Source organism: Pseudomonas sp. WS 5078, from assembly GCF_012985745.1.
GTDB classification, from domain to species: Bacteria; Pseudomonadota; Gammaproteobacteria; order Pseudomonadales; family Pseudomonadaceae; genus Aquipseudomonas; species Aquipseudomonas lundensis_A.
Genome location: NZ_JAAQWX010000009.1, coordinates 171,302 through 192,290, shown reverse-complemented (window position 1 = coordinate 192,290; position 20,989 = coordinate 171,302). Strand labels below are relative to the sequence as shown.

General features: G+C 51.4%; 20 protein-coding genes and 4 pseudogenes. 10 read left to right on the top strand and 14 right to left on the bottom strand.

The annotated features are described in order from the left end of the window. The coding region (locus tag HBN68_RS14350) for a DUF6482 family protein (protein WP_222931624.1) at positions 1-182 on the top strand (182 nt) is incomplete at its 5' end. A gap of 551 nt (positions 183-733) precedes the next feature. Further along, positions 734-2,047 (top strand): methyl-accepting chemotaxis protein, encoded by a 1,314-nt coding sequence (locus HBN68_RS22395; protein WP_169964934.1) that lies wholly within the window; start codon positions 734-736, stop codon positions 2,045-2,047. 145 nt (positions 2,048-2,192) lie between these two features. Here HBN68_RS22395 and HBN68_RS14340 read toward each other — a convergent pair. Together HBN68_RS14340 and HBN68_RS14335 are read right to left on the bottom strand one after the other, a co-directional pair. Next, a pseudogene (locus HBN68_RS14340) lies at positions 2,193-2,312 on the bottom strand (IS5/IS1182 family transposase); the annotation flags it as partial. Positions 2,313-2,315: 3 nt separating this feature from the next. Continuing rightward, positions 2,316-2,689 (bottom strand): annotated as a pseudogene (locus tag HBN68_RS14335) (transposase); the annotation flags it as partial. A 414-nt stretch (positions 2,690-3,103) separates the two neighbouring features. On the opposite strand from HBN68_RS14335, the pseudogene HBN68_RS14330 reads away from it, so the two are divergent. Beyond that, positions 3,104-3,220, top strand: a pseudogene (locus HBN68_RS14330) (colicin E3/pyocin S6 family cytotoxin); the annotation flags it as partial. After that, a complete protein-coding gene (locus HBN68_RS14325) occupies positions 3,217-3,450 on the top strand; it encodes a pyocin S6 family toxin immunity protein (RefSeq protein WP_094992941.1) in 234 nt (77 codons plus the stop codon). The pseudogene HBN68_RS14330 and the gene HBN68_RS14325, both read left to right, overlap by 4 nt. Positions 3,451-3,648: 198 nt before the next feature. Here the strand turns inward: HBN68_RS14325 and HBN68_RS22245 are convergent. The 4 genes and pseudogenes from HBN68_RS22245 to HBN68_RS14310 form a co-directional block, all read right to left on the bottom strand. Continuing rightward, a pseudogene (locus tag HBN68_RS22245) lies at positions 3,649-3,826 on the bottom strand (site-specific integrase); the annotation flags it as partial. Positions 3,827-4,306: 480 nt separating this feature from the next. Beyond that, a complete protein-coding gene (locus tag HBN68_RS14320; protein ID WP_169964932.1) occupies positions 4,307-5,413 on the bottom strand; it encodes a hypothetical protein in 1,107 nt (368 codons plus the stop codon). 604 nt (positions 5,414-6,017) lie between these two features. Further along, the gene (locus HBN68_RS14315) at positions 6,018-6,305 is read right to left on the bottom strand and encodes a Fic family protein (protein WP_169964930.1); all 288 of its coding nucleotides are present in this window, start codon (positions 6,303-6,305) and stop codon (positions 6,018-6,020) included. Positions 6,306-6,484: 179 nt separating this feature from the next. After that, positions 6,485-6,664, bottom strand: coding sequence for a hypothetical protein (locus HBN68_RS14310; RefSeq protein ID WP_169964928.1), 180 nt, complete (start codon positions 6,662-6,664; stop codon positions 6,485-6,487). A gap of 367 nt (positions 6,665-7,031) precedes the next feature. On the opposite strand from HBN68_RS14310, the gene dcm reads away from it, so the two are divergent. The 4 genes from dcm to HBN68_RS14290 all read left to right on the top strand — a co-directional run bounded on the left by dcm (position 7,032) and on the right by HBN68_RS14290 (position 11,265). Then, the gene (gene dcm / locus HBN68_RS14305; RefSeq protein WP_169964926.1) at positions 7,032-8,438 is read left to right on the top strand and encodes a DNA (cytosine-5-)-methyltransferase; all 1,407 of its coding nucleotides are present in this window, start codon (positions 7,032-7,034) and stop codon (positions 8,436-8,438) included. A gap of 63 nt (positions 8,439-8,501) precedes the next feature. Beyond that, the gene (locus tag HBN68_RS14300; RefSeq protein WP_169859459.1) at positions 8,502-9,005 is read left to right on the top strand and encodes a very short patch repair endonuclease; all 504 of its coding nucleotides are present in this window, start codon (positions 8,502-8,504) and stop codon (positions 9,003-9,005) included. Continuing rightward, entirely contained in the window at positions 8,966-10,222 is a 1,257-nt protein-coding gene (locus tag HBN68_RS14295; protein ID WP_169964924.1) for a type II restriction endonuclease, read from the top strand. Before HBN68_RS14300 ends, HBN68_RS14295 begins: the two co-directional genes overlap by 40 nt. Before the next feature lie 173 nt (positions 10,223-10,395). Beyond that, positions 10,396-11,265, top strand: a complete 870-nt coding sequence (locus tag HBN68_RS14290) for an ion channel (protein ID WP_169964922.1) — start codon at positions 10,396-10,398, stop codon at positions 11,263-11,265. 847 nt (positions 11,266-12,112) lie between these two features. Here the strand turns inward: HBN68_RS14290 and HBN68_RS14285 are convergent. The 5 genes from HBN68_RS14285 to HBN68_RS14265 all read right to left on the bottom strand — a co-directional run bounded on the left by HBN68_RS14285 (position 12,113) and on the right by HBN68_RS14265 (position 16,035). After that, the gene (locus HBN68_RS14285; RefSeq protein ID WP_169964920.1) at positions 12,113-13,108 is read right to left on the bottom strand and encodes a hypothetical protein; all 996 of its coding nucleotides are present in this window, start codon (positions 13,106-13,108) and stop codon (positions 12,113-12,115) included. Further along, entirely contained in the window at positions 13,108-13,602 is a 495-nt protein-coding gene (locus HBN68_RS14280) for an XF1762 family protein (protein ID WP_169964918.1), read from the bottom strand. The genes HBN68_RS14285 and HBN68_RS14280 overlap by 1 nt, the downstream gene beginning before the upstream one ends. A 265-nt stretch (positions 13,603-13,867) precedes the next feature. Then, entirely contained in the window at positions 13,868-14,398 is a 531-nt protein-coding gene (locus HBN68_RS14275; protein ID WP_346010210.1) for a lysis system i-spanin subunit Rz, read from the bottom strand. Continuing rightward, the gene (locus tag HBN68_RS14270) at positions 14,395-14,940 is read right to left on the bottom strand and encodes a glycoside hydrolase family 19 protein (RefSeq protein WP_169964916.1); all 546 of its coding nucleotides are present in this window, start codon (positions 14,938-14,940) and stop codon (positions 14,395-14,397) included. Before HBN68_RS14270 ends, HBN68_RS14275 begins: the two co-directional genes overlap by 4 nt. 48 nt (positions 14,941-14,988) lie before the next feature. Further along, the gene (locus HBN68_RS14265; RefSeq protein ID WP_169964914.1) at positions 14,989-16,035 is read right to left on the bottom strand and encodes a contractile injection system protein, VgrG/Pvc8 family; all 1,047 of its coding nucleotides are present in this window, start codon (positions 16,033-16,035) and stop codon (positions 14,989-14,991) included. A gap of 130 nt (positions 16,036-16,165) precedes the next feature. On the opposite strand from HBN68_RS14265, the gene HBN68_RS14260 reads away from it, so the two are divergent. Beyond that, complete coding sequence (locus HBN68_RS14260) at positions 16,166-16,462, top strand: type II toxin-antitoxin system MqsR family toxin (protein ID WP_048374838.1); 297 nt, start codon at positions 16,166-16,168, stop codon at positions 16,460-16,462. Positions 16,463-16,464: 2 nt separating this feature from the next. After that, positions 16,465-16,866, top strand: a complete 402-nt coding sequence (locus HBN68_RS14255; protein WP_047275764.1) for a type II toxin-antitoxin system MqsA family antitoxin — start codon at positions 16,465-16,467, stop codon at positions 16,864-16,866. On the opposite strand, the gene HBN68_RS14250 is transcribed toward HBN68_RS14255, so the two are convergent. Genes HBN68_RS14250 through HBN68_RS14240 form a run of 3 tightly spaced genes read right to left on the bottom strand, consistent with a single transcriptional unit; the run spans position 16,863 to position 20,926 of the window. Then, positions 16,863-17,069: a tail protein X gene (locus HBN68_RS14250; protein ID WP_094991560.1), complete on the bottom strand. Its 207-nt coding sequence runs from the start codon at positions 17,067-17,069 to the stop codon at positions 16,863-16,865. The two genes, HBN68_RS14255 and HBN68_RS14250, sit on opposite strands and share 4 nt — an antisense overlap. Beyond that, a complete protein-coding gene (locus HBN68_RS14245; RefSeq protein ID WP_169964912.1) occupies positions 17,044-17,889 on the bottom strand; it encodes a phage tail protein in 846 nt (281 codons plus the stop codon). The genes HBN68_RS14250 and HBN68_RS14245 overlap by 26 nt, the downstream gene beginning before the upstream one ends. 16 nt (positions 17,890-17,905) lie before the next feature. Further along, a complete protein-coding gene (locus tag HBN68_RS14240) occupies positions 17,906-20,926 on the bottom strand; it encodes a phage tail tape measure protein (RefSeq protein ID WP_169964909.1) in 3,021 nt (1,006 codons plus the stop codon). Positions 20,927-20,989 lie beyond the last annotated feature (63 nt).

Sequence of the window (20,989 nt, the reverse complement as noted above, 5' to 3'; positions counted from 1 at the left end):
TTGACGAGGCGGCCAAGCCGATGCACCTGCGTTCGATGACCCACCTGCGTGATTTGCTGCAGACCGTGCCGGCATTTCCTTGTGTGCTGGTGCAGCAATGCGTGCATGACGAAATGTGTGGCCGGGATACCGGGCCTGTCGAAGAGATGCGCCTTCCGTTTACGCTCACCACTCCATTATGAAGATGTCTTTCAACGGCTACGAGACTACGTCAAAGGTCAGTAATAGTTGAGAAGTCTGCCGCTTCGGCGTAGCCGAGGCGGTTTTTTGTCCAAACAACACGCTAGTGGGATGCACAGAACTCAGTGTGCAGAGCTACAAGCGGCTACAACTTCAATGCCAGCTGCAACATGCTGACTAAATCCGATCCGTGCTCATTGGTCACCGTTCCGCAGCACTGGCGGATCATGCTCGCGTTGGTATGCAACGTATGCACGGAGCTCCAATCCAAAGCAAGCATTTGAACAAAGTCACGCAATACTGCCGTTGTAGGGTTAAAAAGGGGCCTACGGTGAAGACTTTAACGTCCGATTTTTGCCAGAACTCGTCGTTCGTAAAAGCCTGCTTCTGGCGGGGAACTGCCCTTCGTGGCAGGCAGTTATCGTGCAGAAGCAGTCATGAGCCCTATTAAAAATGAAACGCGGTTTGGAAACGGGGGATTTCCCATCGGACATCCTCACAATGCGGCATAACTTGCCGATACGTATCGGTATGACCCTAGAGGCGGCTCTCAATGTTCAACAATACGCTTAAGAAACAGCTTCAAACTCAGGCAGACGAACTGTCGGAGCTACGCCAACTGCGTGATGGCCTACGCCGTGAAATGTTAATGCTGAGTATCGATTCGACATTTAAAATCACTGAATGCAACGAAAACTTTGCAAATACGTTGGGCTACAGCCCGGGTCAGCTTATAGGTCGCGCCATGGCCGAGATTGTTCCGCAGTACGTCTCCAAGCTGCTGTGCTTTCATAACTTTCGAGCAGCAGTTGCCGCAGGTAAATCCGTCACCGACGATTACAGGTATCTGCATGCTGACGGGTCATTAGTGTGGCTTCATGCGCATTGGCAGCCAATCTCAGAAGCGAGCGGCGAATTGAGTCATGTCACTTGCTACGCGACAAACATTACCTCCCGAGTAGAGAAAGCGTCGGAAAACGCCTCCTTCATTGAGGCATTACTTCGTTCGACGGCAGTCATCGAGTTCGACCTCTCGGGGCATGTGCTAATGGCAAATGATCAGTTTTTACGAGCGATGGGCTACAACCTAGGACAAGCCAAGGGGAGTCACCACAGTATTTTCTGTAAGTCCGAACAAGTTTCGTCCCAGGAATACAGGGATTTCTGGTCTACATTGAACAAAGGTGAATTTGTCGCCGGGCGATTTGAACGTATAGACAGTCGCGGCCAACCTGTATGGCTGGAAGCAACCTACAACCCGGTTTATGACACCGAAGGGACACTTTGCAAAGTGGTAAAATTTGCTACGGTGGTGACCGACCAGGTTGCCCATGAACAAGAAGTCAGTGGAGCGGCCCTGACTGCATTTGAAATTTCTCAGCAAACAGATGTCAGCGCTCAGCGAGGAGCTGTCGTAGTCAACGACACAATGCATACCATGCGCAAAATCGCAGTTGATATGCAGGCTGCATCTGAGGGGGTCGAAGCGCTGGGTAAACAGTCACTTTTGATCAGCTCAATTATTCAGACAATCAGCAGCATTGCACAGCAAACCAACCTGCTGGCATTAAATGCTGCTATTGAAGCTGCCCGCGCAGGCGAGCAAGGTCGAGGCTTTGCGGTGGTAGCTGATGAAGTGCGGAAACTGGCTGGACGAACCAGCGCGGCCACTGAAGAAATCGCATCGGTTGTCTTGCAGAACCAGAAGCTGGTAGATGAGACCGTCTCTGATATGGCAAACAGCAAGTCCCAAGCTGAGCAAGGTCTTGAACTAGCGACACAGGCAGGACAAGTAATTGTTGAGATTCAGGATGGCGCTAAGCGAGTGGTCGATGCGGTAGGTATGTTTGCTACTCAGGTGGCTTAGAGATGGTCTGAAGTAGGCCGCTATTTTTCGACTGCTGATCCATAGGTGCTTTCAAAAAACGGCAGCCGTTCAAAACCGATCAAGTCTGCCGCCTATTCCATCCATGTTTGCCGCTGAACGCTCCTCGCAGCAGCTATTTCCCTCATTACAGACGCACCTCTCCTGCGCTGGGGAGCAAATATCGACGCGCCATCCAAAGGTTCGACAGGGCGAACAGCGTCACCCTCTGAGCAGTGTTTTTCACCAAGCCTCGGAAACGCATTTCGTATAACCAAGCGTAATAACCACTGGGATGGACTTTCAGCGTCAGGCAAAGCCGTCGAATCGAATAGTCGCCCGCTCACTGCTTGATAAAGGCGTACTTCAACCGCACTCCTTGGCAAAGTACGCGGCGGCCTTTTTTAAGATGTCTCGCTCTTCGGTGACACGCTTGAGTTCGGCTCGTAGACGACGCAGTTCAGCGTGCTGATCGTCGTCTTGCTGCCATTCTGCTTGAGGTTTGCTGTAGCGCTTTATCCAGGCATAGAGGCTATGCGTCGACACACCAAGACGTGCTGCCACATCAGCGACAGGCAGCTTCTTTTCGGTCACTAGATTGACCGCTTGGATTTTGAATTCTTCGGGATAACGTGGGTTGCTCATGGCACCTCCTGATTGGCCTCAGCATAGGCTGGAGATGTCTATGGCGCCGGGGGCAGTCAAATGATCAGCATGTTACTTTTCCTAGACACACACGGAGTACTGCACCTCTGATAAGGAAATTACGATGCTCGTCGATACACGCGAAAGACGACGGCGCGCGCTGGGGTTGAAGCACGTCAAATCCCCAGAAGTGTAACCAGGCGATGAAAACCCCAGTTACCAAATAAAAATGACTCGAGCAGAAATTTGGCATCAACCTACTCGGTTAGAAATGGACTCTTGCAGGGACTTCGCATGAAGAATAAGGACGATAAAGACGACCCTTTTTTAGACTCACCTTGGCATCAACGTCGCCCAAACGGTGGCGCGTCTTGGGCCGCATGGGCAAAACCCTCTGTGCAGAGCCGGTGTACATCCCAACATGGCGCTGTTGAGAAATACAACAAGCGCGGAAAACATCTTGGGGAGTTTGATCACGAAACAGGTGAACAAACTAAAGATGCTGATAAAAACAGAGAGGTAGAACCATGAAGTTTATCGTCGAAGCATTCAATAAAGAGAACGAATTTCTAGATTTTGAAGTTGCTCTACCAGATGGCTGCGAAGCCCAACTAGCCAAAATCATGAACTGGTCATCTCCACAGCGAGGTGATGAGGGCTACAACCTTAGCAGCACCCAACTGTCTAGCATCGAGGCTTTGATAGGCAAGCGTTTCAATGACGATAAATACATATTTCAACTCACCTGTAACGTGAGCTGAAATGCGGCCTCTGATAACTCACGTAGCGGGTCCGGACTCATGCCCGCGAGCCCCTCACATCAAAACAACATCCCCAACGCCTTCGGCGTCCACTTCATAATCATCAACTCCCCACTGACCTCAGCCTTCCCCTGTCGCGAATATCCACCATATCAACGTGAATTCTTCAAACAGTCGGCGAATGACCGGGGTGTCCACGCGGTTTGCCCCCTCAATGGCGCCGGGTTGGTCCAGCTCAGTTTCACGCCTGTGTCGCCTGTTTACGGGCGAATGTCTGGCTCTCTTGGTAGACTTGCACCCCATCATGGATCAGGCGTATTTGTACCGTGTAACTGATGCTGCCGTCGATGCGTTTACGCCCTCTGATCGTGGCCATAGTTAACGGGTACAATTCGAAAATGAGATGGTACGTTGTACCAGCACCTTCGAAACCGCCCTTTTACCCCTCAAAACACGCCTAAAACACGTAGAGCAAAATGGTACAGAATTCAGCCACACCCCACGTAAACACAGGCTCTGCGGTGTCCAGACGCTTTAGCGTGGCACCTATGATGGATGGGATCTATTAAAGTAATAAACCCTTATAAATCAGATAGATACATAATAAATATCTTTTGCTGTAGCAAATTTCAAGCAAGCAATTCAAAACGAATTCGCCCAATGCAAAAGCACCTTCCCAGTTCGTCCAATCAATGACAGTACAATTTTGGCTGCTCTGATTACATATCCGAAGTTAGCCTCATAGCATCCCACCCTAGCACTTAGTAATACAAACAACTGAAAATAAGTCCTGCGTTTGAAACGCAGGGCCCAGGATTCCCCCGCCAGCATCAATATCGTGAGCTGTCACCGGTATTTACCGCTGAATTCGGTTATCAATTAAAAGCTGATCAGTGACAGGCTGGTTGAGAGCGCCTGTGGCGGCAAGGGCGATGTTTATTGCCACAGCGTGAACTGGATCATCAAGCGTTCCAAGGAGTTGAAACTCAGACGCGTCAACGTAGCGGACCTTCTGTTCATCCTCGCCGGTGAAGGACTGTTCTGCTCCCGTCTTCCATGACTGCCTAGATTGAATCCGGCGCAACGTAGCTGCATCCAATAGCTTTGCCAACAGCAACACGTTCTTCCGCTCGCCAATTTTATTTAAGAGATAGCCCGTACCATGATTTTTGTTCCAGATAGGCTTCACCATGATCATATGCAGGGTCTTTATTCCTTTACTTGCTAAATCCTGCATTACTCTCAACTGACCATTGTTAATGCCAAAAGAGAGTTTCCCGGAGTCAAAATGCGGGTACTTATGCTTCACCTCTAACTGCACGAGAGAGTTGTCTGGCAATCGAGCTAAGCTGTCAATGTCCCAAACGCCTTCGAAAAAAGGTTGTATCGCACAGTTCTTAAACAGCCGATGAAGCACGACATTCTTAAAAATATCATCGCTATAGTGGCTGAAAATACCGGCCCAGAAGGCTTGCTGAGATCGATTCTCGTCGATCACCGACTTCGATGGGATCCTGAACCGGGGAGCCGAATGCCCTCGCTTTTCCAGCATGAAAGACTGAATAGGGATGTTGGTTTGCTCTCCCCATTTCTTAATGAAGAAATCACGCTTCATCTCGTCATAGTAGCAATCAAACAGGAACTCACTCTTATCGGACGAAGGCACCAGAATTTGGCACAGTTCCGCTGCGGCTTGACCTGTATCGGAGTGGTCCCACACCCACCAAGATGTCACGAATTTCTTTTGTGGCTTTATCTTTACCGTCAGAGTCCTTACGAGAGAAACCGGTAAAACATCGATTCCTTGAGCAACCAGCTTGCCGAGGTACTCATTGAACACAGCCTCAATGACCAATCCTTCAAGCAACCTGCTTTTGTCAGACCGAACAAGTATTTCCTTTAGCTGCTCGATGTTGTCTAGGGGAATATCTCGGAGAGGCCCAAAAGTGGTCAGCAAGCTCATTTATTGTCGCCCTTGTACTACACATCAAAGCAATTCTGACCAAGCCCTGGAAAATTAGCAACATCCAGAAAAATAAAACTTTCCAACTTAAAGACATGAATAATCGGAGAAAAAACACATGATGTAGATCACTGACAAGGGATGTCTGGGACTGACTGAGTTGGCAGTAAGTGACTACATCTGGTCTATAGCAGACCTGGGACAGCGGTGGACAAGTCACAACCTGCCGTTTTTCAAAATCCTTTAAAAAAGACATACAGCCTGCGGTTTGTAGCGGGTTTCTGGTGCCGCTACTTTGACGCAACTGATTGGGTGCAAGCGTCAGTCTATAAGGGGGCGATTTTTGGTTCTGGTACCACGCCTGTGTGTTTCTTAGGCGTTGAAACCCAGTAAGGAGAAGTTCTTGAACATCTAGTATGTGCCTGCGAAAGTCAGAGCTGTTTTGCGCTTAAGCGGATCAATTTCGCCAGAGCCTTGCACCCCGGGTCAATCTCCGCTTCAACGCAAGCGTCTTTCATGGCTAGGTTGGAAACTCCACCCCGCTCCAGAAAAAAAACCAGCGCGCCGTGCTAATGCATCTAGGTACTCACGCTGTGTTCGACCGTTACCATTCTCGGAATGGATGAATATGATTGATGCTGCCAAATGCAACGCCTGCCTCAGCAGCGAAGCCCTTGAGATCCCCATTCAAGTCAGAAAGAAAGTCACTTTTCTTGAGGCGTAGCCACATATCGTTAAACTCAGATTCTATTTCTTGATTAGCCAGAAAAATAGTGTCGTTTTTGGCAATATCGAGTTTTCGGCACTCACCTGCCCAAGGATGGAAATCTGGGAGCATAAACCGATGAATAGCCTGGATGTGTTTAGGGAAAAATCGCCTTGGATGGCTCATTCTGGATTTGGATAATCCGGACAGACGCAAAGTCGGTCTCAGCTCCCCCTAAGGTGACGGTGTCCTGGATGTTCAAAAGGTTGATCAGAACGCAGTTGGGAAGACGTAGGGATCATCCTCAACTGAATGACCGGCAACGTAGTAATGATCATTGCCCTCATCATGAGTGAAATCGCTTGTCATTTTGAGCCATAACGAGCTTTGGTGGCTGCCAGCAGCTCTGCGGAAGATATCTTGCCATCCCGATATTCGGCCATTTTGCTCGCCACATAAGCGCTGGTGCGGGCGCCTTCAAGCTTGTTGGTAGCGACTACGTGATCGACGTTTGCGGCGCGGGCTGTTGATTGGGTATTGAGCATGAGTTCACCCTCGAAGGATCTAGGGCTTACTGTATAGACGAACGGTATCAGGCTTCAAGGTGAACCCTGTAAACGGTTATAGCCCGCCCAAAATCACTCCCTTTGCCTTCGCGACGTCCAGAGACAAGAACACTCACGGCGTATCAAATACAAATCCATAACGACGGGCACACGTCTGAAAGTAAATGGCGCCCCTTGCGCACTGTTTGGATATACAGCAATCTAATCAGAATCCCAGCCCCGATGCGTAATACTCCAGCGCAAGAGCTAATTTGATCGAACGGGAAGATATTAATTTACATCCCAAAATACAGGGATAGAATGGTGACAATTCGTCACAGATTTTACCCAGAGGAAAGCAGTACTCATGACCCTATTTGAAAGCACAGCGCTTGAATCTGCTCAGTTGGGGCTACCAATCAATCAGTCACACAAAACAGAAGACCTTGTGCTGGTACATAAACTCCTTGAGATTTATGACCAAGGGCAGCTTGCTGCAAAGCTCAAAGAAATTAACTCGCCGCACTGTCGAGAGACGATAAACCGTTGGGTGAAAGGCAAGGCATCCCCTCGCCTGACACATGCCGAGTACCTGTTCCTACAATCGCTTCTTCCACCCAAGCCCACAAAAAAGACCACATTTACCTTCATCGACCTCTTTGCGGGCATTGGTGGTATTCGCAAGGGGTTTGAAGCCATCGGAGGTGAATGCGTATTTACTTCAGAGTGGAACCCCTACGCAGTCCGCACCTATAAGGCAAACCACTATTGCGACCCTGAGCGTCATCGTTTCAATCAGGACATACGCACAGTTACCTTGTCTGACCAGCTCGACGTTAGCGAGGAAGCTGCCTACCAGAACATAGACCGCGAAATCCCTGATCATGATGTCCTGCTGGCCGGCTTTCCTTGCCAGCCGTTCTCCTTGGCAGGCGTCTCCAAGAAAAACTCATTGGGCCGTAAACACGGCTTTGAGTGTGAGACTCAAGGCACACTGTTTTTCGACGTCGCTCGAATCATCAAAGCCAAACGCCCGGCAGCTTTCTTGCTGGAGAATGTCAAAAACCTGAAAAGCCATGACAAGGGGAATACATTCCGAATCATCTGCGAAGCACTGGATGAGCTCGGCTATGAAGTCGCGGACGTCAACGCACCCAAAGGTGCAGACCCCAAGGTCATCGACGCCAGAAACTTCGTTCCACAACACCGGGAACGTATCGTATTGGTGGGTTTCCGGCGCGACCTGGGCATCCATGAGGGCTTCACATTACGTGATATCGACAAGCTAATACCTAAACAACGACCAACTTTTGGCGACATCTTGGAGCCGAAGGAAGAAGTGGACAGCAAGTACATCCTCACGCCGAAACTCTGGGATTACCTTTACAGGTATGCCGAGAAACACCGCCAGAAAGGCAACGGCTTCGGGTTTGGTTTGACAGGGCCGAATGACGTTGCACGCACTCTCTCGGCCCGATACCACAAAGACGGGTCAGAAATATTGGTGGATCGCGGCTTTTCAGAGAAACTTGATTTTAATAGTGAGCTCAATCAGCTGAATCGCCCTCGCAGACTTACGCCTCATGAATGCTCCCGTTTGATGGGCTTCGATAAACCGGGTGAAAGCAAATTCGTGATTCCAGTTTCGGATACGCAAGCGTATCGTCAATTTGGTAACTCGGTTGCGGTTCCCGTGTTTGAGGCAGTTGCGCGACTGATGAAGGACCGGATTTTGGCCGCGAAAGCCAAAACCGCAGCCCCTAAGCAGCATTAAGTGCCCCGGATTTCTCCACACAAGCATCGGGGCCATCACTGCCGCCCCGATGCGGAGGATGCCGTGACTGATATTGTCAATGTCGAAACCCGCTCCCGGATGATGTCCAACATCCGGAGCAAGAACACCTCTCCCGAACTTTTGATCCGTAAAGCCCTGCATGCCAGAGGGTTTCGTTTTCGTGTGCACGCAAAAAACCTTCCGGGAACGCCAGACCTGGTACTGCCAAAGTATAAAGCTGCAATCTTTATCCACGGCTGCTTCTGGCACGGTCACCGATGCCGCTATTTCAAAATCCCCCAAACCCGTCAGGAGTTCTGGCTGGAAAAAATAGGCAAAAACCAGGCACGGGATGAACTGCAGATCGCTGCCTTAAGGGCTCAGAGATGGCGGGTGTTAACCATTTGGGAGTGCGCCGTACGATCCATGAAAAAGCAAAGAACACCATTGTTGATTGACCAAATTGTTTACTGGCTGCTACAAGGTTCAGCGTTAGCCCAGATAGACGAAACCCATTTGGAATCCGCATGTTCTCAGACCGTATCAGTGACTACTTCGAAGGTGTAGCGGCAAAATACTTGAGCGCTGTCGATGCTGATCCTAAACGCTCCAACCAGCATGAGATTGGCGGGCTTCCTGCGGCAGGATTTAAACAGTACTTGGGCACCCCCTCTAAAGATCAAGAGTACCGGTTCAAGACAAAGCAGATTTACATCGCTGACGATTCAGTCGCCCCAGAAACCGTTGAGGCTGACGTCACGTGGTATGACTGCCGTAGAAAACAGCCGCATCGTGGCCCGGAATACAGACTTTACTACCCTAGAAATGCAGTCACTGAATTGCTTTCAGAAGGTGACTTTTTGCTGGTGGCCAAGCTGCGTGACGACTCTTTGTTGATGGTTTTCACCCCGGCTGGAAGCACAATAGAACGGCAGCTTCGCGTTCTTTTTGCGCTCGATAATGTTGACGAACGATTTAAAGCCGGTAGCGTTGAAACGCTCCGCTTGTTTCTTCCGCTAAGACTGATGCTGGAAGATCTCGGCATTGAGACAGGTCAGTTTGAGACAGGTGATGATGCTTGGCTAGAGCGCCTTGTAAAACTGTTTGGCGGCGAGAAATTTCCAACAACATCTGCATTTTCTAAATTTGCCCGTGAATCCATTGAGCCAAAAGTAGATCCACTTGCAGACCCGGATCAAGCCATTCTTAACTGGATGGACCACGAGGAAAAACTGTTCAGGATTTACGAACGCCACTTGGTTCAGGACAGACTACGTGAAGGATTTGGCAAAGACGGAGCTGATGTTGACGGATTCATCAGTTTTTCGTTGAGTGTGCAAAATCGACGAAAATCCCGTGTTGGTCATGCTTTTGAACACTATCTCAGTGAGATTTTCACTGCACACGGACTGCGTTTTGAACAAGGTGGCGGTAAAGGATTCACCACGGAAAACAACTCAAAACCGGACTTTATATTTCCTAATTTCAGCTCGTATCATAATTCAGAGTTTCCGGCAGAACAGTTACATATGCTGGGAGCCAAGACAACTTGCAAAGATCGATGGCGACAAGTCCTTAGTGAGGCCAATAAAATACCACTCAAGCATCTGATCACGTTAGAAGCGGCCATTAGTGAGAGACAAACCTCGGAGATGCAGTCTAATAGTTTACGACTGGTTATTCCGACACCCATTCACTCAACCTATACCCACTATCAAAAAAAATGGCTACTAACGATGAGTGACCTTATAGAGCTACTGAATTTTCGCCACGTTAAAAAATGACATCAGACTGGAGATAGAAAAATATTTATTGCTTAAACCCCAGCAAATTTTATCAACGGTAGTCATCGAAAACATGCACACACATAAATTTTCGACAACCACTAAATCACTGCCAATGCCAATGCCAATGCCAATGCCAATGCCAATCATCGACAATAGAACAAATTAAAAAAATGACGATACCAACAATTAACCGCTTGAAGAACATCTACAAAAATATCAAAAATCGTGAGAATTTACCCCCACGAATCAAGGAAATAATAGATAAAAAGATATTAGCAAGTTCTATCACCCCAGGCAGCATCATAGAATGCTCATTCGTATATTTTCCACTAGAAGGAAACCAGCCCTCCCAGCCCACTTTAAAAAGAGTCACATTCAAAAAATGTATATTCTCACATCAACTCATAGCAAATTCTATATTCCAAGACTGCCAATTTATTGATTGCATTTTTAATGGTGCACGGATAACAGAGGTGGAATTTCATCAATGTTTTTTTTCGGAATGTGCTTTTTACAAAACCAAAATCAGTTCTACATATTTAGACCCGACATCATTTAAATTCTCTTGGAAGTGGCACTGGAACTGGGCGAACATAAATGCGAGCCTTTTCCAAACTCTTTACAGAAATTCTAAAAACATGCACCAAGAAGAATTTGCCATGAACTCAGACAAAAAATTTCAATTTTACAGGAGATATGATTATTTGCGCGGCAAAAATCGACACCCAAACAAATTTTTACGAGGATTACTGTTCGATTATCTATTAGGTTATGGGTACGGCATAAAAAACTCGCTATACGTGACAGCTGGCTTAATCCTAGGCTATTCTTATTTAATTGACGGCACCTTTAAGGAGAAAGAACTCAGCATCTTGCAGTCCGTTTACTTCTCAGTTGTATCATTTACCACTGTAGGATATGGCGATATGACTCCAAAATACGATATTATACCGATGGCTATAACTATAACTTTCCTATTAATATCTGTAGCTTGGTGCGCGGTTGTCACTGCAATTATTGTCAAACGGATAGTCAAATAATGTCTTACATAATAATTGAATGCGGCTCATCTGCTAGGGGTGACAACAACCCAAGCAGTGACATTGATCGGGTTTGCATATGGGACACCCCCCCAAACTTCTCAAGTATAGAGAAAGAATTCGGCCCTGTGATGTTTTACTCTTTAAACACTATAAAAAAAATGCGCGCCAAAGGGTCATTATTCCTCACGCACCTAGATATCGACTCAATTTACATTTCTGGAAACACAGACTTGATGAGATTCTACAAAGGATATCGTCCTTCAAAAACCCAGGTGCGCAAGCTTCTAGACGACACCATCGAATTCATAGACTCAATAAAATGGTACCCAAATACTTCACTCGGTATACTTTGGCTTTGCGACGTATTATATGTATCCCTTAGAAGCTGCATATACTGCAAAAACGCATTAAATGATTGCTATGCATTCGGTTATGAGAGCGCATTAAAAAAACTCAACCTAAATACATATACATATTCAACGATGCTTAAAATCAGAGAGATCAAATACGCCTATCGGAAAAAAAATCTCTTGGATAACATTTGGATAGATGTGAAACATATCGAAAATGCGTGCCTAGACATACTCAAGCGCCCTATCAAATTCAAAAATGGAGGGACAACTAACTGGCAAGGCGCTTGGAGAAAAGACTACTGGGGAGAACGACTAGTTGAAAGAGCAATTATTAACAATGAGCATACTGACGACTTATTCATGCAACAAATCACACAGCATAATTACAATAAATTTAAACTAAAATGCAGTATATCCCAAATCATTAACATGCATACGCCCAACAAACATAAAAATCATAAACATATTGATTTGAGAAAAAAATGAAACACTTATTTTTTATCAAAATAACTATACAGCACAAAAGCAGAGGCCAAGAAAAAAAGTGCAGATATTGATTTTACAGCATAACCCACCATTGCAGAAAGCCCAAAATCAGTAGTCACGCCTAAAATTGATAATGCAGCACATGTACTATAACTAGCGAACAATAAAGATCGACGCTTACTCAACTTAAGATCTAAAGCAACATTCACTGCATATTCAGCCAACTCATGGTTTTTAGACGCATCGGATGTATAAACAGGAGCAAACCGTATAAGCCCGGTCTGCCTATACAACTGCAAAGATTTTGCAGAGATATAGATTGGCTCATCATCATACTCTGCAGATGTTTGCAAAGGATTAATACAGTTTACTAAAAGCTCATCCCCTCCATTAATTCCCAACCCAACATGTAGATTAGGCGATTCATGGGTGCCTAAGGCCAAGTCAATGTAATAATCTTCGCCATGATTAAGGGAGTAAAAACAAGTTGACTGCCCACCCCTTTTGACTAGAAGCTTTTTACCACACTTTGAGTATATCCCTTTTATGTGAAAAAAAAGAATCAGTGGAAAAAACTGTTTGACCGCTTCTACACGATCAGCCCAAAGAACATCAACTGTGTTTTTTTTACACTCCGCCTCAACAAAAAATTTCCCATGCTCTACATTCACCAACGAAAGATCACAAAAATCTTTAAGTACCAAGCTCACATGAAAAACATTTGTGCACTTACTGATTTCGACCTTAACTATTTTTGCCATCCGCACTGATACATGAGTTAAATTATTGTTAGAAGTTGATACATCCTTATTACCTCCTGAAAAAAAAACCGCCACATCCATGCCAACAACACTCTGCGGGGAATTTAAGATGGCATCCCCGACATACTTTTTCTTATATCTAAACCTAACGATATAATCTTCTGGAAGAGCCAAAACCCGATAAATATCAGCAATGTAAAGAGGTCGACTATCCGAGCTGAACGCACAAATAACTTTCATCAAGAAACCTCCTCCAGCGCTTTTTCCCACCTATACTTATTCACTTGATAAACTTGCAATCTTGCTCGCTCAATACCGTCCACCTTACTTTTATTGGCCCATCGCTCATGCGGCTTTACAGTAGCCATCAATTTCCATCCTGCGCCTCGTAGGGACGCGCCAGATTCGCTTTCAAGAGTATACGTTACAACTCGCTTACCACCCATATTTCTCCAAACAGTGCAACATTTACTTATTAGAAAACTACATGCACCTTTAGGAGATCCCAGCTTTACGCAAACCCTAGTTAACTCTATAGTAAAACCATCCATATATGTTGCTGACACTGGATTGCCGGCGATAGCAACCCCTACTACTTCCAAGTTTATATCGACTACTGCCAATGCCCACCGACCACTATTCCTCACAGTTGGCCGATGATGCCTGTGGTGAAGACCAATAAACTCGTTGGCATACTTTATAGTTACAGGCTTAATAGCCAAAACTTTAGACATCTGCAATCCTTTGTATAGCCCGCCCATACCAAACGTTCTTGAACCATACAATGGTATACGCCCTACGACTTTATTTCAAGGCATTTTACTGAGACCTACTAAACAGTGAATCTTGAATCAAATAACAACAAGTAATAATACCAACAATGCGCCTCACTTAACTTGCCACACTTTTAAAGAGCACATATCCTCGCCCACCTTAAAGTATATTTCTACTAGATCGCATAGCTAACATATTAATATCTCGAGATATGCAGTATAAAAATCATCTACGCCTGCCTGAGACTTCTTTGGCATAGGCCTGGCAGGCTTGCAGCGCTATCAGTCCTTGGTCGCCGTCGCCGGTGATTCCGATAATTCGTTGAGCATGCGCTCGGTCAAGTTGGGCTCTCGCGGTTCCATGAACCACGCAGCCGGGGCCGGTGGTGGCTTGCATTCCGTCACGATCATTTGTGGCGGTGGTGTCGAGTAGGACTGACAGCCGCAGGTCAGCAGTAGCAAGGCGATCACGCAGGCGGGTTTGATTAGTTTTGGCATCAGTCAGGGCTCGATAATGGGCTTGGTCGCTGGCTGCCAGCCATTGCTCCAGGGCGAGGCGTTTGCCCTGCTCGGCGAGAATTAGCGCTGAGTTGGCATTGGCCAGATGGGTCAGGGTTATTTGGTGGGTGGCTTCTTGCTTGGCGAGTTTCTTGTCGTAGGCGTTGGCCTGCCACGCCCATGCCGCCCATGCACTGCCACCCATAAGGCCGAGCATCAGCAGCATTGCCCCGCCCCACTTCACCGCATCGAGCTTCACGCCAACACCTTGAGGGCACGGGCATACAGTGCCTGACGATCTGCTGCGCCGTTTTGGCCGCCGTTGATGCGGCGGGTGATGGTGTCGAACTGGCCCGCGTCGGCCAAGGTGTTGAGCCCCCTGCTCGCCCAGAACCATGCTGCTGACATGCACGCGTGTTGCGGCTTTTCCAGCAGTTCCGGATGGTTGATCAGGTCAAGGGCCAGCGCTTCGCCGCACATCATGTAGTTGGCTCGGCCGGTGATCTGGATCAGGCCACGGCCTCGATACTTTTGGCCGTCGCCATCCGCCTCGGGGGTGTTGCCCAAGCGCTTGGCCAGTGTGCCGGTGTCGTATTTACTCAGGTATTGGTCATTGCCCAGTTCGCGGACGTAGCGGAACTGGCCGGACTCGTGGCCGATCTGGGCGATAAAGGCGGCGATGCGCTTCGTGCCGACGATCTGGAAGCGGACCATCGAGGTGTTTAGCACTGGAACAAAAACGCCGGCTGTTTGGCCGGCGTTGGGGAGGATCTGCTGGAGTTGCTGCTGGGTGATCGACATAGGCTTGCCCTAACGTTAACGCCCGCTCATGGCCGGCTGGGTGTGGGTTTACTCTGCTTTTAGCGATACGACTTTGAGGGAGGCTTTTGGCTTCTTGCCTTTAGCCTTGGCTTTGCCTTTTTTGCCGCCGTTGCATTCGACGGTGGTGCTCCAGCCGCTTTGGGTGAAGACCTGCTCCACCGAGTCCACCAGGTACTCACCATCAAGCCCGGACTTGAAGCCTTGGGCGTTGATCGTTCGTTCGGCATACAGATCCGTACGGCCGGGCATTTCTAGGCGTACCGCAGCGATCGAGCGATTGAAGGCAGAGAGCCGTGCTTTCGCCGCTTGTTCGGCGGCGGACTTGTTCGGGTAGATATGTCGGTCGGTATGCACGGGCGGCAGGCCGTCCGGAGACTCGTCGTTGTCCAGGGTGACGACTTTTAACTGACCGGTCTTTTTGTCTTGATGCTGGGTGCTGACGGCTTTGTGGGTGCTGCAATCAGTGAGGCGAAATTGCCAGCGGCTGACGGCGCTGCGCGTGAGGGTGATGGTGCCCAGCGCCGTGCCGCTCGCGCTTTGCCCGCCTTGTCTGGGCATAACCAGCAGTTTGCTGTCCGCCACCTTGGCGGTGCAGTCAAACTGCTTTGACAAGCGTGTAATGAAGTTAAAATCTGACTCGTTGAGCTGGTCAGCACGGGGCACCACGGTGGTCACTGAGCACACGGGCGACCAGCCATTACGTGCGGCTACGTCAGTGACGATGCTGGCCAGGCTCACACCTTCCCAACTGCCACTGCGGGTAGTCTTGCCACTGCCGCGCATGTCGCTGGCTTTGCCACGGATCACCAGCGTATCGGGCGGGCCGGACAACTCGACCTCGTCCACGGTATAGCGCCCGAGGCGGGTTAATGCGGTGCCGCTGTAGCCGAGGAATACTTCGATACTCGCCCCACGGCTTGGCAATGACACGGCGCTATCACGGTCATCGATGCGAAGTTCAAAGTCGTCGGACTCCATCCCGGGTTTATCAGTGGTGCGCAGCAACAGCAGGCGGTCGTTGATCAGCGCGGTGATGTCGGCACCGTCTGCGACGATGCGGAAGGTGGGTGTCATACATTCTCCAAACGGCAAAAGCCCCGCTCTGGACGGGGCTGTAAAGAAACATCACTCGGTTATAAAACGGACTATGCTCAGCGCATTAACCTACTTGCCAAATTAAACCAAGTAGGTTAATTTTCGCCGCATGGAGAAAAAGACCCCGCACTGCAAACTACACACCGTTAAAGCCCTGATTGAAGCGGGCAAGGTGCGCTCTACCCTGTCAGCACTGACCGGTGGCGCGGCTTTAGGCTTCGACTTTGACGGCATCGTCAGCGTGGTAATGGCACTGGCGCCCGCTGACTTTTACAAGAGCATGACCACGCATGCAGACCATAAGGTCTGGCAGGACGTGTACCGGCGTAAAACCCACGCTGGCGAGGTCTACCTGAAACTCACGGTCATTGATGATGTGCTCATCGTGTCCTTCAAGGAGCTATGAACATGAAATGTCCATCTTGCGTCTCGGCAGAGCTGGTGCATGACACCCGCGACGTGCCTTACACCTACAAGAACGAGTCCACTGTGATCCCTTCGGTCACCGGCGAATTCTGCCCGGCCTGTGGTGAAACCGTGCTGGATGCCAGCGAATCCACCCGCGTCAGTGCTGCAATGCTGGCCTTCAACAAACAAGTGAATGCTTCGATTGTTGATCCAGGCTTCATCACAACTGTGCGTAAAAAACTAGACCTGGACCAGCGTGAAGCGGCCGAGATTTTCGGCGGTGGCGTGAATGCGTTTTCCCGTTATGAGAACGGCAAAACCAAACCACCACTGGCACTGGTGAAGTTACTGAAACTGCTCGATCACCATCCCGAGCTGCTGAATGAAGTGCGTTTAGGCTAACCCCACAACATCACCACCTCATCACTCGGCGCGGGCAAATCAGGCAGGTGAATCACTAGCCCGGCCTTGAATGGCTGCCCCTCTTCGGCCAGCCCCTGATTGGCATCGAGCACGGCCTCGACCGAGCCATTGAGGTGGCCGTAGTAGTTCTGGCAGATGGTGTCGAGCACGTCACCGCTAGCCGTTCTGCAGGTCGTCGCCATAGCGCACAAACTCCAAGGTAAAGCCCTGTTTACGCGGGATGCCGCCTTGCAGCAGGGCGCTTTGTTCTTCTTCGATGTTTTTCAAACACCAGTTGCCCAGCACGTCGCCATAGCCGGTGGTCAGGCCCAGCGGTTGGAGCTGGGCGCCGATGCTGCGCAGGGTGTCGAGCTGTTTGATGCCGCCTTTGAACCCGCCAAAAATCGCGCCCGTCAGGGTGATGCGTTCTTCACCCATGCCCACGGCTTGCTGCGCCGGGCGACGGCTAAGGCGCTCTTGTGAAGCCCAGCGGTATTCGCTGGAACGCTTGAGTTCGTCGAAAGCGGCGGTGTCCAGGTTGAAGTAGAACGGTGTCGATCCGGGCTTGAGCGGTTGCATGATCAGCAGGTGCGGGAACGGTTTTACCGCTTCGGCGGCCGGGGTCGCGTCTGCGCCCAGCACGCCGGTCGGCACGATGTTGGCCAGTGACGGGCTGACTTTGCCTGCGATTTTGTTGATCGCGGTCGCCGCCTTGCCCGCCTGCTCTTTCAGCACGCCGAGGCGTTCCTCAATTTGCGAGGCCGCCCGGGTGGCTTTGTTGTAGGTGGCCACCACCGCGCCGACCTTGGCCTGTGCGGCGTTGACCCCACGCATCAGCCGTTGCACCTTGGCCCCGACCGCAGGACCAATGAACGGCAAGTCGCTCAGTTCGGAGGCGGCGCCGCTGATTTCCCCAATGGCGCCGTTCACCGGTCCAAGCATGCCGTCCAGACTGCGGCGCCCTGTTTCCCCCGCTGCAGTCAGGTACTTCAACCCCGACTGCAGTTGTTCCATGTAGGCCATGGCTTGCCCCTTCTGTTTAAAGATGCGGTTGGTCGTACAGATTCCGGCTCGACATCTGCTGGTTGATTTGCTCGATCTGCCGTTGCAGGTGTGGCTGTAGTTCCCGGGCCAGTGCGGCCGGGTCTTTTACGTCGCCTTGCACGTTGATGACCAGGTCAGCCTTAACATCAATCTTCTGATCGATCTTCGGCGGTTCGACCTTGAGTACCGGCTCTGCTTTGGGCGGCATGGCCAGCGGCCCGGCAGGTGCCGTGGCGGCGAACGAGCGCACCACGTCCCCCATGTTCATCGCCCCGGGCAGCTCGCGTGATGCGCTGGCACCGAGTGAGCCTTCAGGCGGTAACGACTTGGGCCGCACCAGGTCCGCCCCCGGGAAGCGCGGTTTGTTAGCAAAGTGCGGTAACAGGAACGGGTTTTTCGAGTCCGGATCGTCCGGGTCATACGACACCGGTTTGACCACCGGCGCCGGTGATGCTGTCGGCGGCGGCAACGAATCCGGGCGCACCAGGTCCGCACCGGGAAAGCGCGGCTTGTTGGCAAAGTGCGGCAAGAGGAACGGGTCTTTCGAGTCCGGATCAGCCGGGTCGTATGACACCGGTTTGACCACTGGAGCCAGTGGCTCGCCTGCTGCTTTGGCTTCGGGCTTCGGCGGTTCAGCGGGTTTTTCATCGTCCGACCCGAACCACGATTTACCGAGGCTGCCCCCGATTGATTCGCCGCCCATGCTGCCGAGGATGCCGCCGATCAAGCCACCGACCGCCGTGCCCAAAATCGGCACCACAGAACCGATGGCCGCACCGGCCGCAGCCCCTGCCAGCGCACCGGCCATGTTGCCCGCAGCGGCGCCGTAGCCTTCGGCCTTTTCGTCCTTGGTTTCGGCGTTCTGGTAGGTGTCGGCCGCGCGCAGGACGCCTTCAAACAGCGCAGCACCAGGAACCGCTTTACCTGCTTTGCCAATCAACCCCATGGCGCGCGCCGCCCGCTCCGGCGGTACAGGTGGAACGGGCGGCACTGGCGGACGCGGCGGCCGAGGCCCACCACCACCACCACCACCACCACCCGCACGGCGGCGGCCGTTGCGATTGCCCGCGCGACGTCGCCCGCCACGACCACCGGCGCCGCCTCCACCGCCTCCACCGCCACCCATGGCGGCGGCGTTGACCACAAACACCTTTTGCGGCCCCGAGTCTTCGCCGCCATCTTCGTCGTTTTTCGCTTCGCGGAACACGTCCAGCAGCTTGAGCCCCGTATCAATCGGGTCAAAGCCTTTGCTTTCGCCGCCTTCCTCGCTGTCGCCGTCATCGTCCTTTTTGCCGCCAAAGGCTTTCAGGCCGATTTCCGCGAGGGCCAACACCTTGGAGCCCTTGCCGTCTTCCTTGTCGTCATCACCGGCGTTGGTGACAAAGACCTTTTGCACGCCCTTGGCATCCCGTCCGCCCATCGCACCGCGTGCGAGGTTGAACAGGCCCTTGCCGATCTTGAACGAGCCCAGCAGCCCTTGCAGGGTCAGCGCTCCACCGGCCAACACCGTAAGGCCCATGGCCAACCCGGGCGTGCGGTCGCTGAGCGAGGTAATGCCCTTGGCCACACTGGTCAGCCCTTCGGCCACGCCGTCGGTGATCGGCCGGATCGCATCGCCCACCGAGCGCATGGCGTCGTCCATCGACTGGGCCATTTCCTTCCATTTCTGCGACGAGGTTTCGCGGCGCTCAGCCAGGTTCTTGTCGAGGATGCCGCTGGCTTCGCGTGATTCGCGCTTGAGCTGGCCGTACAGTTCCTTGTTTTGCATGTAGGCCGTGAGCGCGGCCTTGACCTGCATGTCGGAAAAGATGTCGCCAGTGCGCAGGGCCTGCTCCAGTGACGCGAGCATGGCCTTGGCTTTTTCCGGATTCGATTCCTTGCTGATCTGCGCCGTGGCTTCGGCCATCTTGGCGGCGCGTTTGGGGTCGGTTTGCTCGATGTATTTCTTGGCCAGTGCCATGCTCGACTCAAGCGTCGACATGCCCTGTTGAATGCCGGTTTGCATGGAGGCTTCGTAATCGATCCCGGCCTTGCCGTAGGCATCCACGGTCTGCGATGAACTGATCTTGTCCATCCAGTTTTTGAGGTTGTTGGCCGCCTCGTCGGAGCTGCCCGCCGTTTTCATCTGTACTTGCAGCATGGCCCCCAGCTGGGTCACGGCGTCCATGCCGGTGATGCCCAGCTTGCCCATGTTGGCCAGCAGTTCGGGAAACCACTTGGCCATGTCACTGGCCTCAAAGCTGCCAGCCTGCCCTTGAAACGCAATGGCTTCCAGCGCCTGCTGCATTTCCTTGGCGCTGGTGATCTTGGCGTTCTGGCCGAGGGCGTTGATCATCTTGGCGGTTTCGCCGCCGTCCGAGCCCTGCCCGATCACGAACTTGGCCGCCACCGGCGCGTATTCCATGGCCTTGGCCAGGTCCATACCGGCACCCACCAGCTCGTTGACTACGGTGGCCACCTCGTTACGGGCCATGCCGGTGTCACGCGAGGTGTCGATGATGGTGCGCGACATCTGCTTTTCTTCGGGGGCATTGGCGATGCCTGCCTTGATCGCGATGTCGCGGATGATGGCGTTGTAATCGGCGCTGACTTTGGTCGGCACCGCCAGTGCTGCCGCCCCCACCGCTGCCCGGCCAACCGTGCTTTTGACACTGGCCCGGCCTTCGTTGATTTGTGCATGGCCCTGGGCTTTCAGATCCGCCTGCCGCGCCGTACGGCCGAGCATTTGATAGGCCCGGTCGAGTCGCCCGACCTCGATCCCCTGCTTGCGCAGGCTGTCTAGGTTGGAGTTGAGTTTGGTCAGCAGCGTGGACGCACCCGCCGCACCGCTGTCGTGGGCCTTTTTCCATTCGTTGCGCAGGCGGATGGTGTCACCGATCTGGCGTTGCATGACCCGGGCCTTGGCCCCGGTCGCTTCCAGCTTCTTGATCCGGCCCTCAACGTCCTTGAACGCTGAGCCCACGGAGGAGCTGACCGCCCCGCCGATCACCAGCCCGAGCGCGAGTTTGTTTGCCATCTGTTCGCCCTGCCCTGTGGTTGCGCGTCAGGCGGCTCAATCCGTGAGCCACCAGACCATTTC

What these genes read in the sequence shown, in the direction of transcription:
- HBN68_RS22395 (WP_169964934.1), top strand. Translation starts at nt 734, where the DNA reads ATGTTCAACAATACGCTTAAGAAACAGCTTCAAACTCAGGCAGACGAA.
- HBN68_RS14325 (WP_094992941.1), top strand. Translation starts at nt 3,217, where the DNA reads ATGAAGTTTATCGTCGAAGCATTCAATAAAGAGAACGAATTTCTAGAT.
- HBN68_RS14320 (WP_169964932.1), bottom strand. Translation starts at nt 5,413, where the DNA reads ATGAGCTTGCTGACCACTTTTGGGCCTCTCCGAGATATTCCCCTAGAC.
- HBN68_RS14315 (WP_169964930.1), bottom strand. Translation starts at nt 6,305, where the DNA reads ATGAGCCATCCAAGGCGATTTTTCCCTAAACACATCCAGGCTATTCAT.
- HBN68_RS14310 (WP_169964928.1), bottom strand. Translation starts at nt 6,664, where the DNA reads ATGCTCAATACCCAATCAACAGCCCGCGCCGCAAACGTCGATCACGTA.
- dcm (WP_169964926.1), top strand. Translation starts at nt 7,032, where the DNA reads ATGACCCTATTTGAAAGCACAGCGCTTGAATCTGCTCAGTTGGGGCTA.
- HBN68_RS14295 (WP_169964924.1), top strand. Translation starts at nt 8,966, where the DNA reads ATGTTCTCAGACCGTATCAGTGACTACTTCGAAGGTGTAGCGGCAAAA.
- HBN68_RS14290 (WP_169964922.1), top strand. Translation starts at nt 10,396, where the DNA reads ATGACGATACCAACAATTAACCGCTTGAAGAACATCTACAAAAATATC.
- HBN68_RS14285 (WP_169964920.1), bottom strand. Translation starts at nt 13,108, where the DNA reads ATGAAAGTTATTTGTGCGTTCAGCTCGGATAGTCGACCTCTTTACATT.
- HBN68_RS14280 (WP_169964918.1), bottom strand. Translation starts at nt 13,602, where the DNA reads ATGTCTAAAGTTTTGGCTATTAAGCCTGTAACTATAAAGTATGCCAAC.
- HBN68_RS14270 (WP_169964916.1), bottom strand. Translation starts at nt 14,940, where the DNA reads ATGTCGATCACCCAGCAGCAACTCCAGCAGATCCTCCCCAACGCCGGC.
- HBN68_RS14265 (WP_169964914.1), bottom strand. Translation starts at nt 16,035, where the DNA reads ATGACACCCACCTTCCGCATCGTCGCAGACGGTGCCGACATCACCGCG.
- HBN68_RS14260 (WP_048374838.1), top strand. Translation starts at nt 16,166, where the DNA reads ATGGAGAAAAAGACCCCGCACTGCAAACTACACACCGTTAAAGCCCTG.
- HBN68_RS14255 (WP_047275764.1), top strand. Translation starts at nt 16,465, where the DNA reads ATGAAATGTCCATCTTGCGTCTCGGCAGAGCTGGTGCATGACACCCGC.
- HBN68_RS14250 (WP_094991560.1), bottom strand. Translation starts at nt 17,069, where the DNA reads ATGGCGACGACCTGCAGAACGGCTAGCGGTGACGTGCTCGACACCATC.
- HBN68_RS14245 (WP_169964912.1), bottom strand. Translation starts at nt 17,889, where the DNA reads ATGGCCTACATGGAACAACTGCAGTCGGGGTTGAAGTACCTGACTGCA.
- HBN68_RS14240 (WP_169964909.1), bottom strand. Translation starts at nt 20,926, where the DNA reads ATGGCAAACAAACTCGCGCTCGGGCTGGTGATCGGCGGGGCGGTCAGC.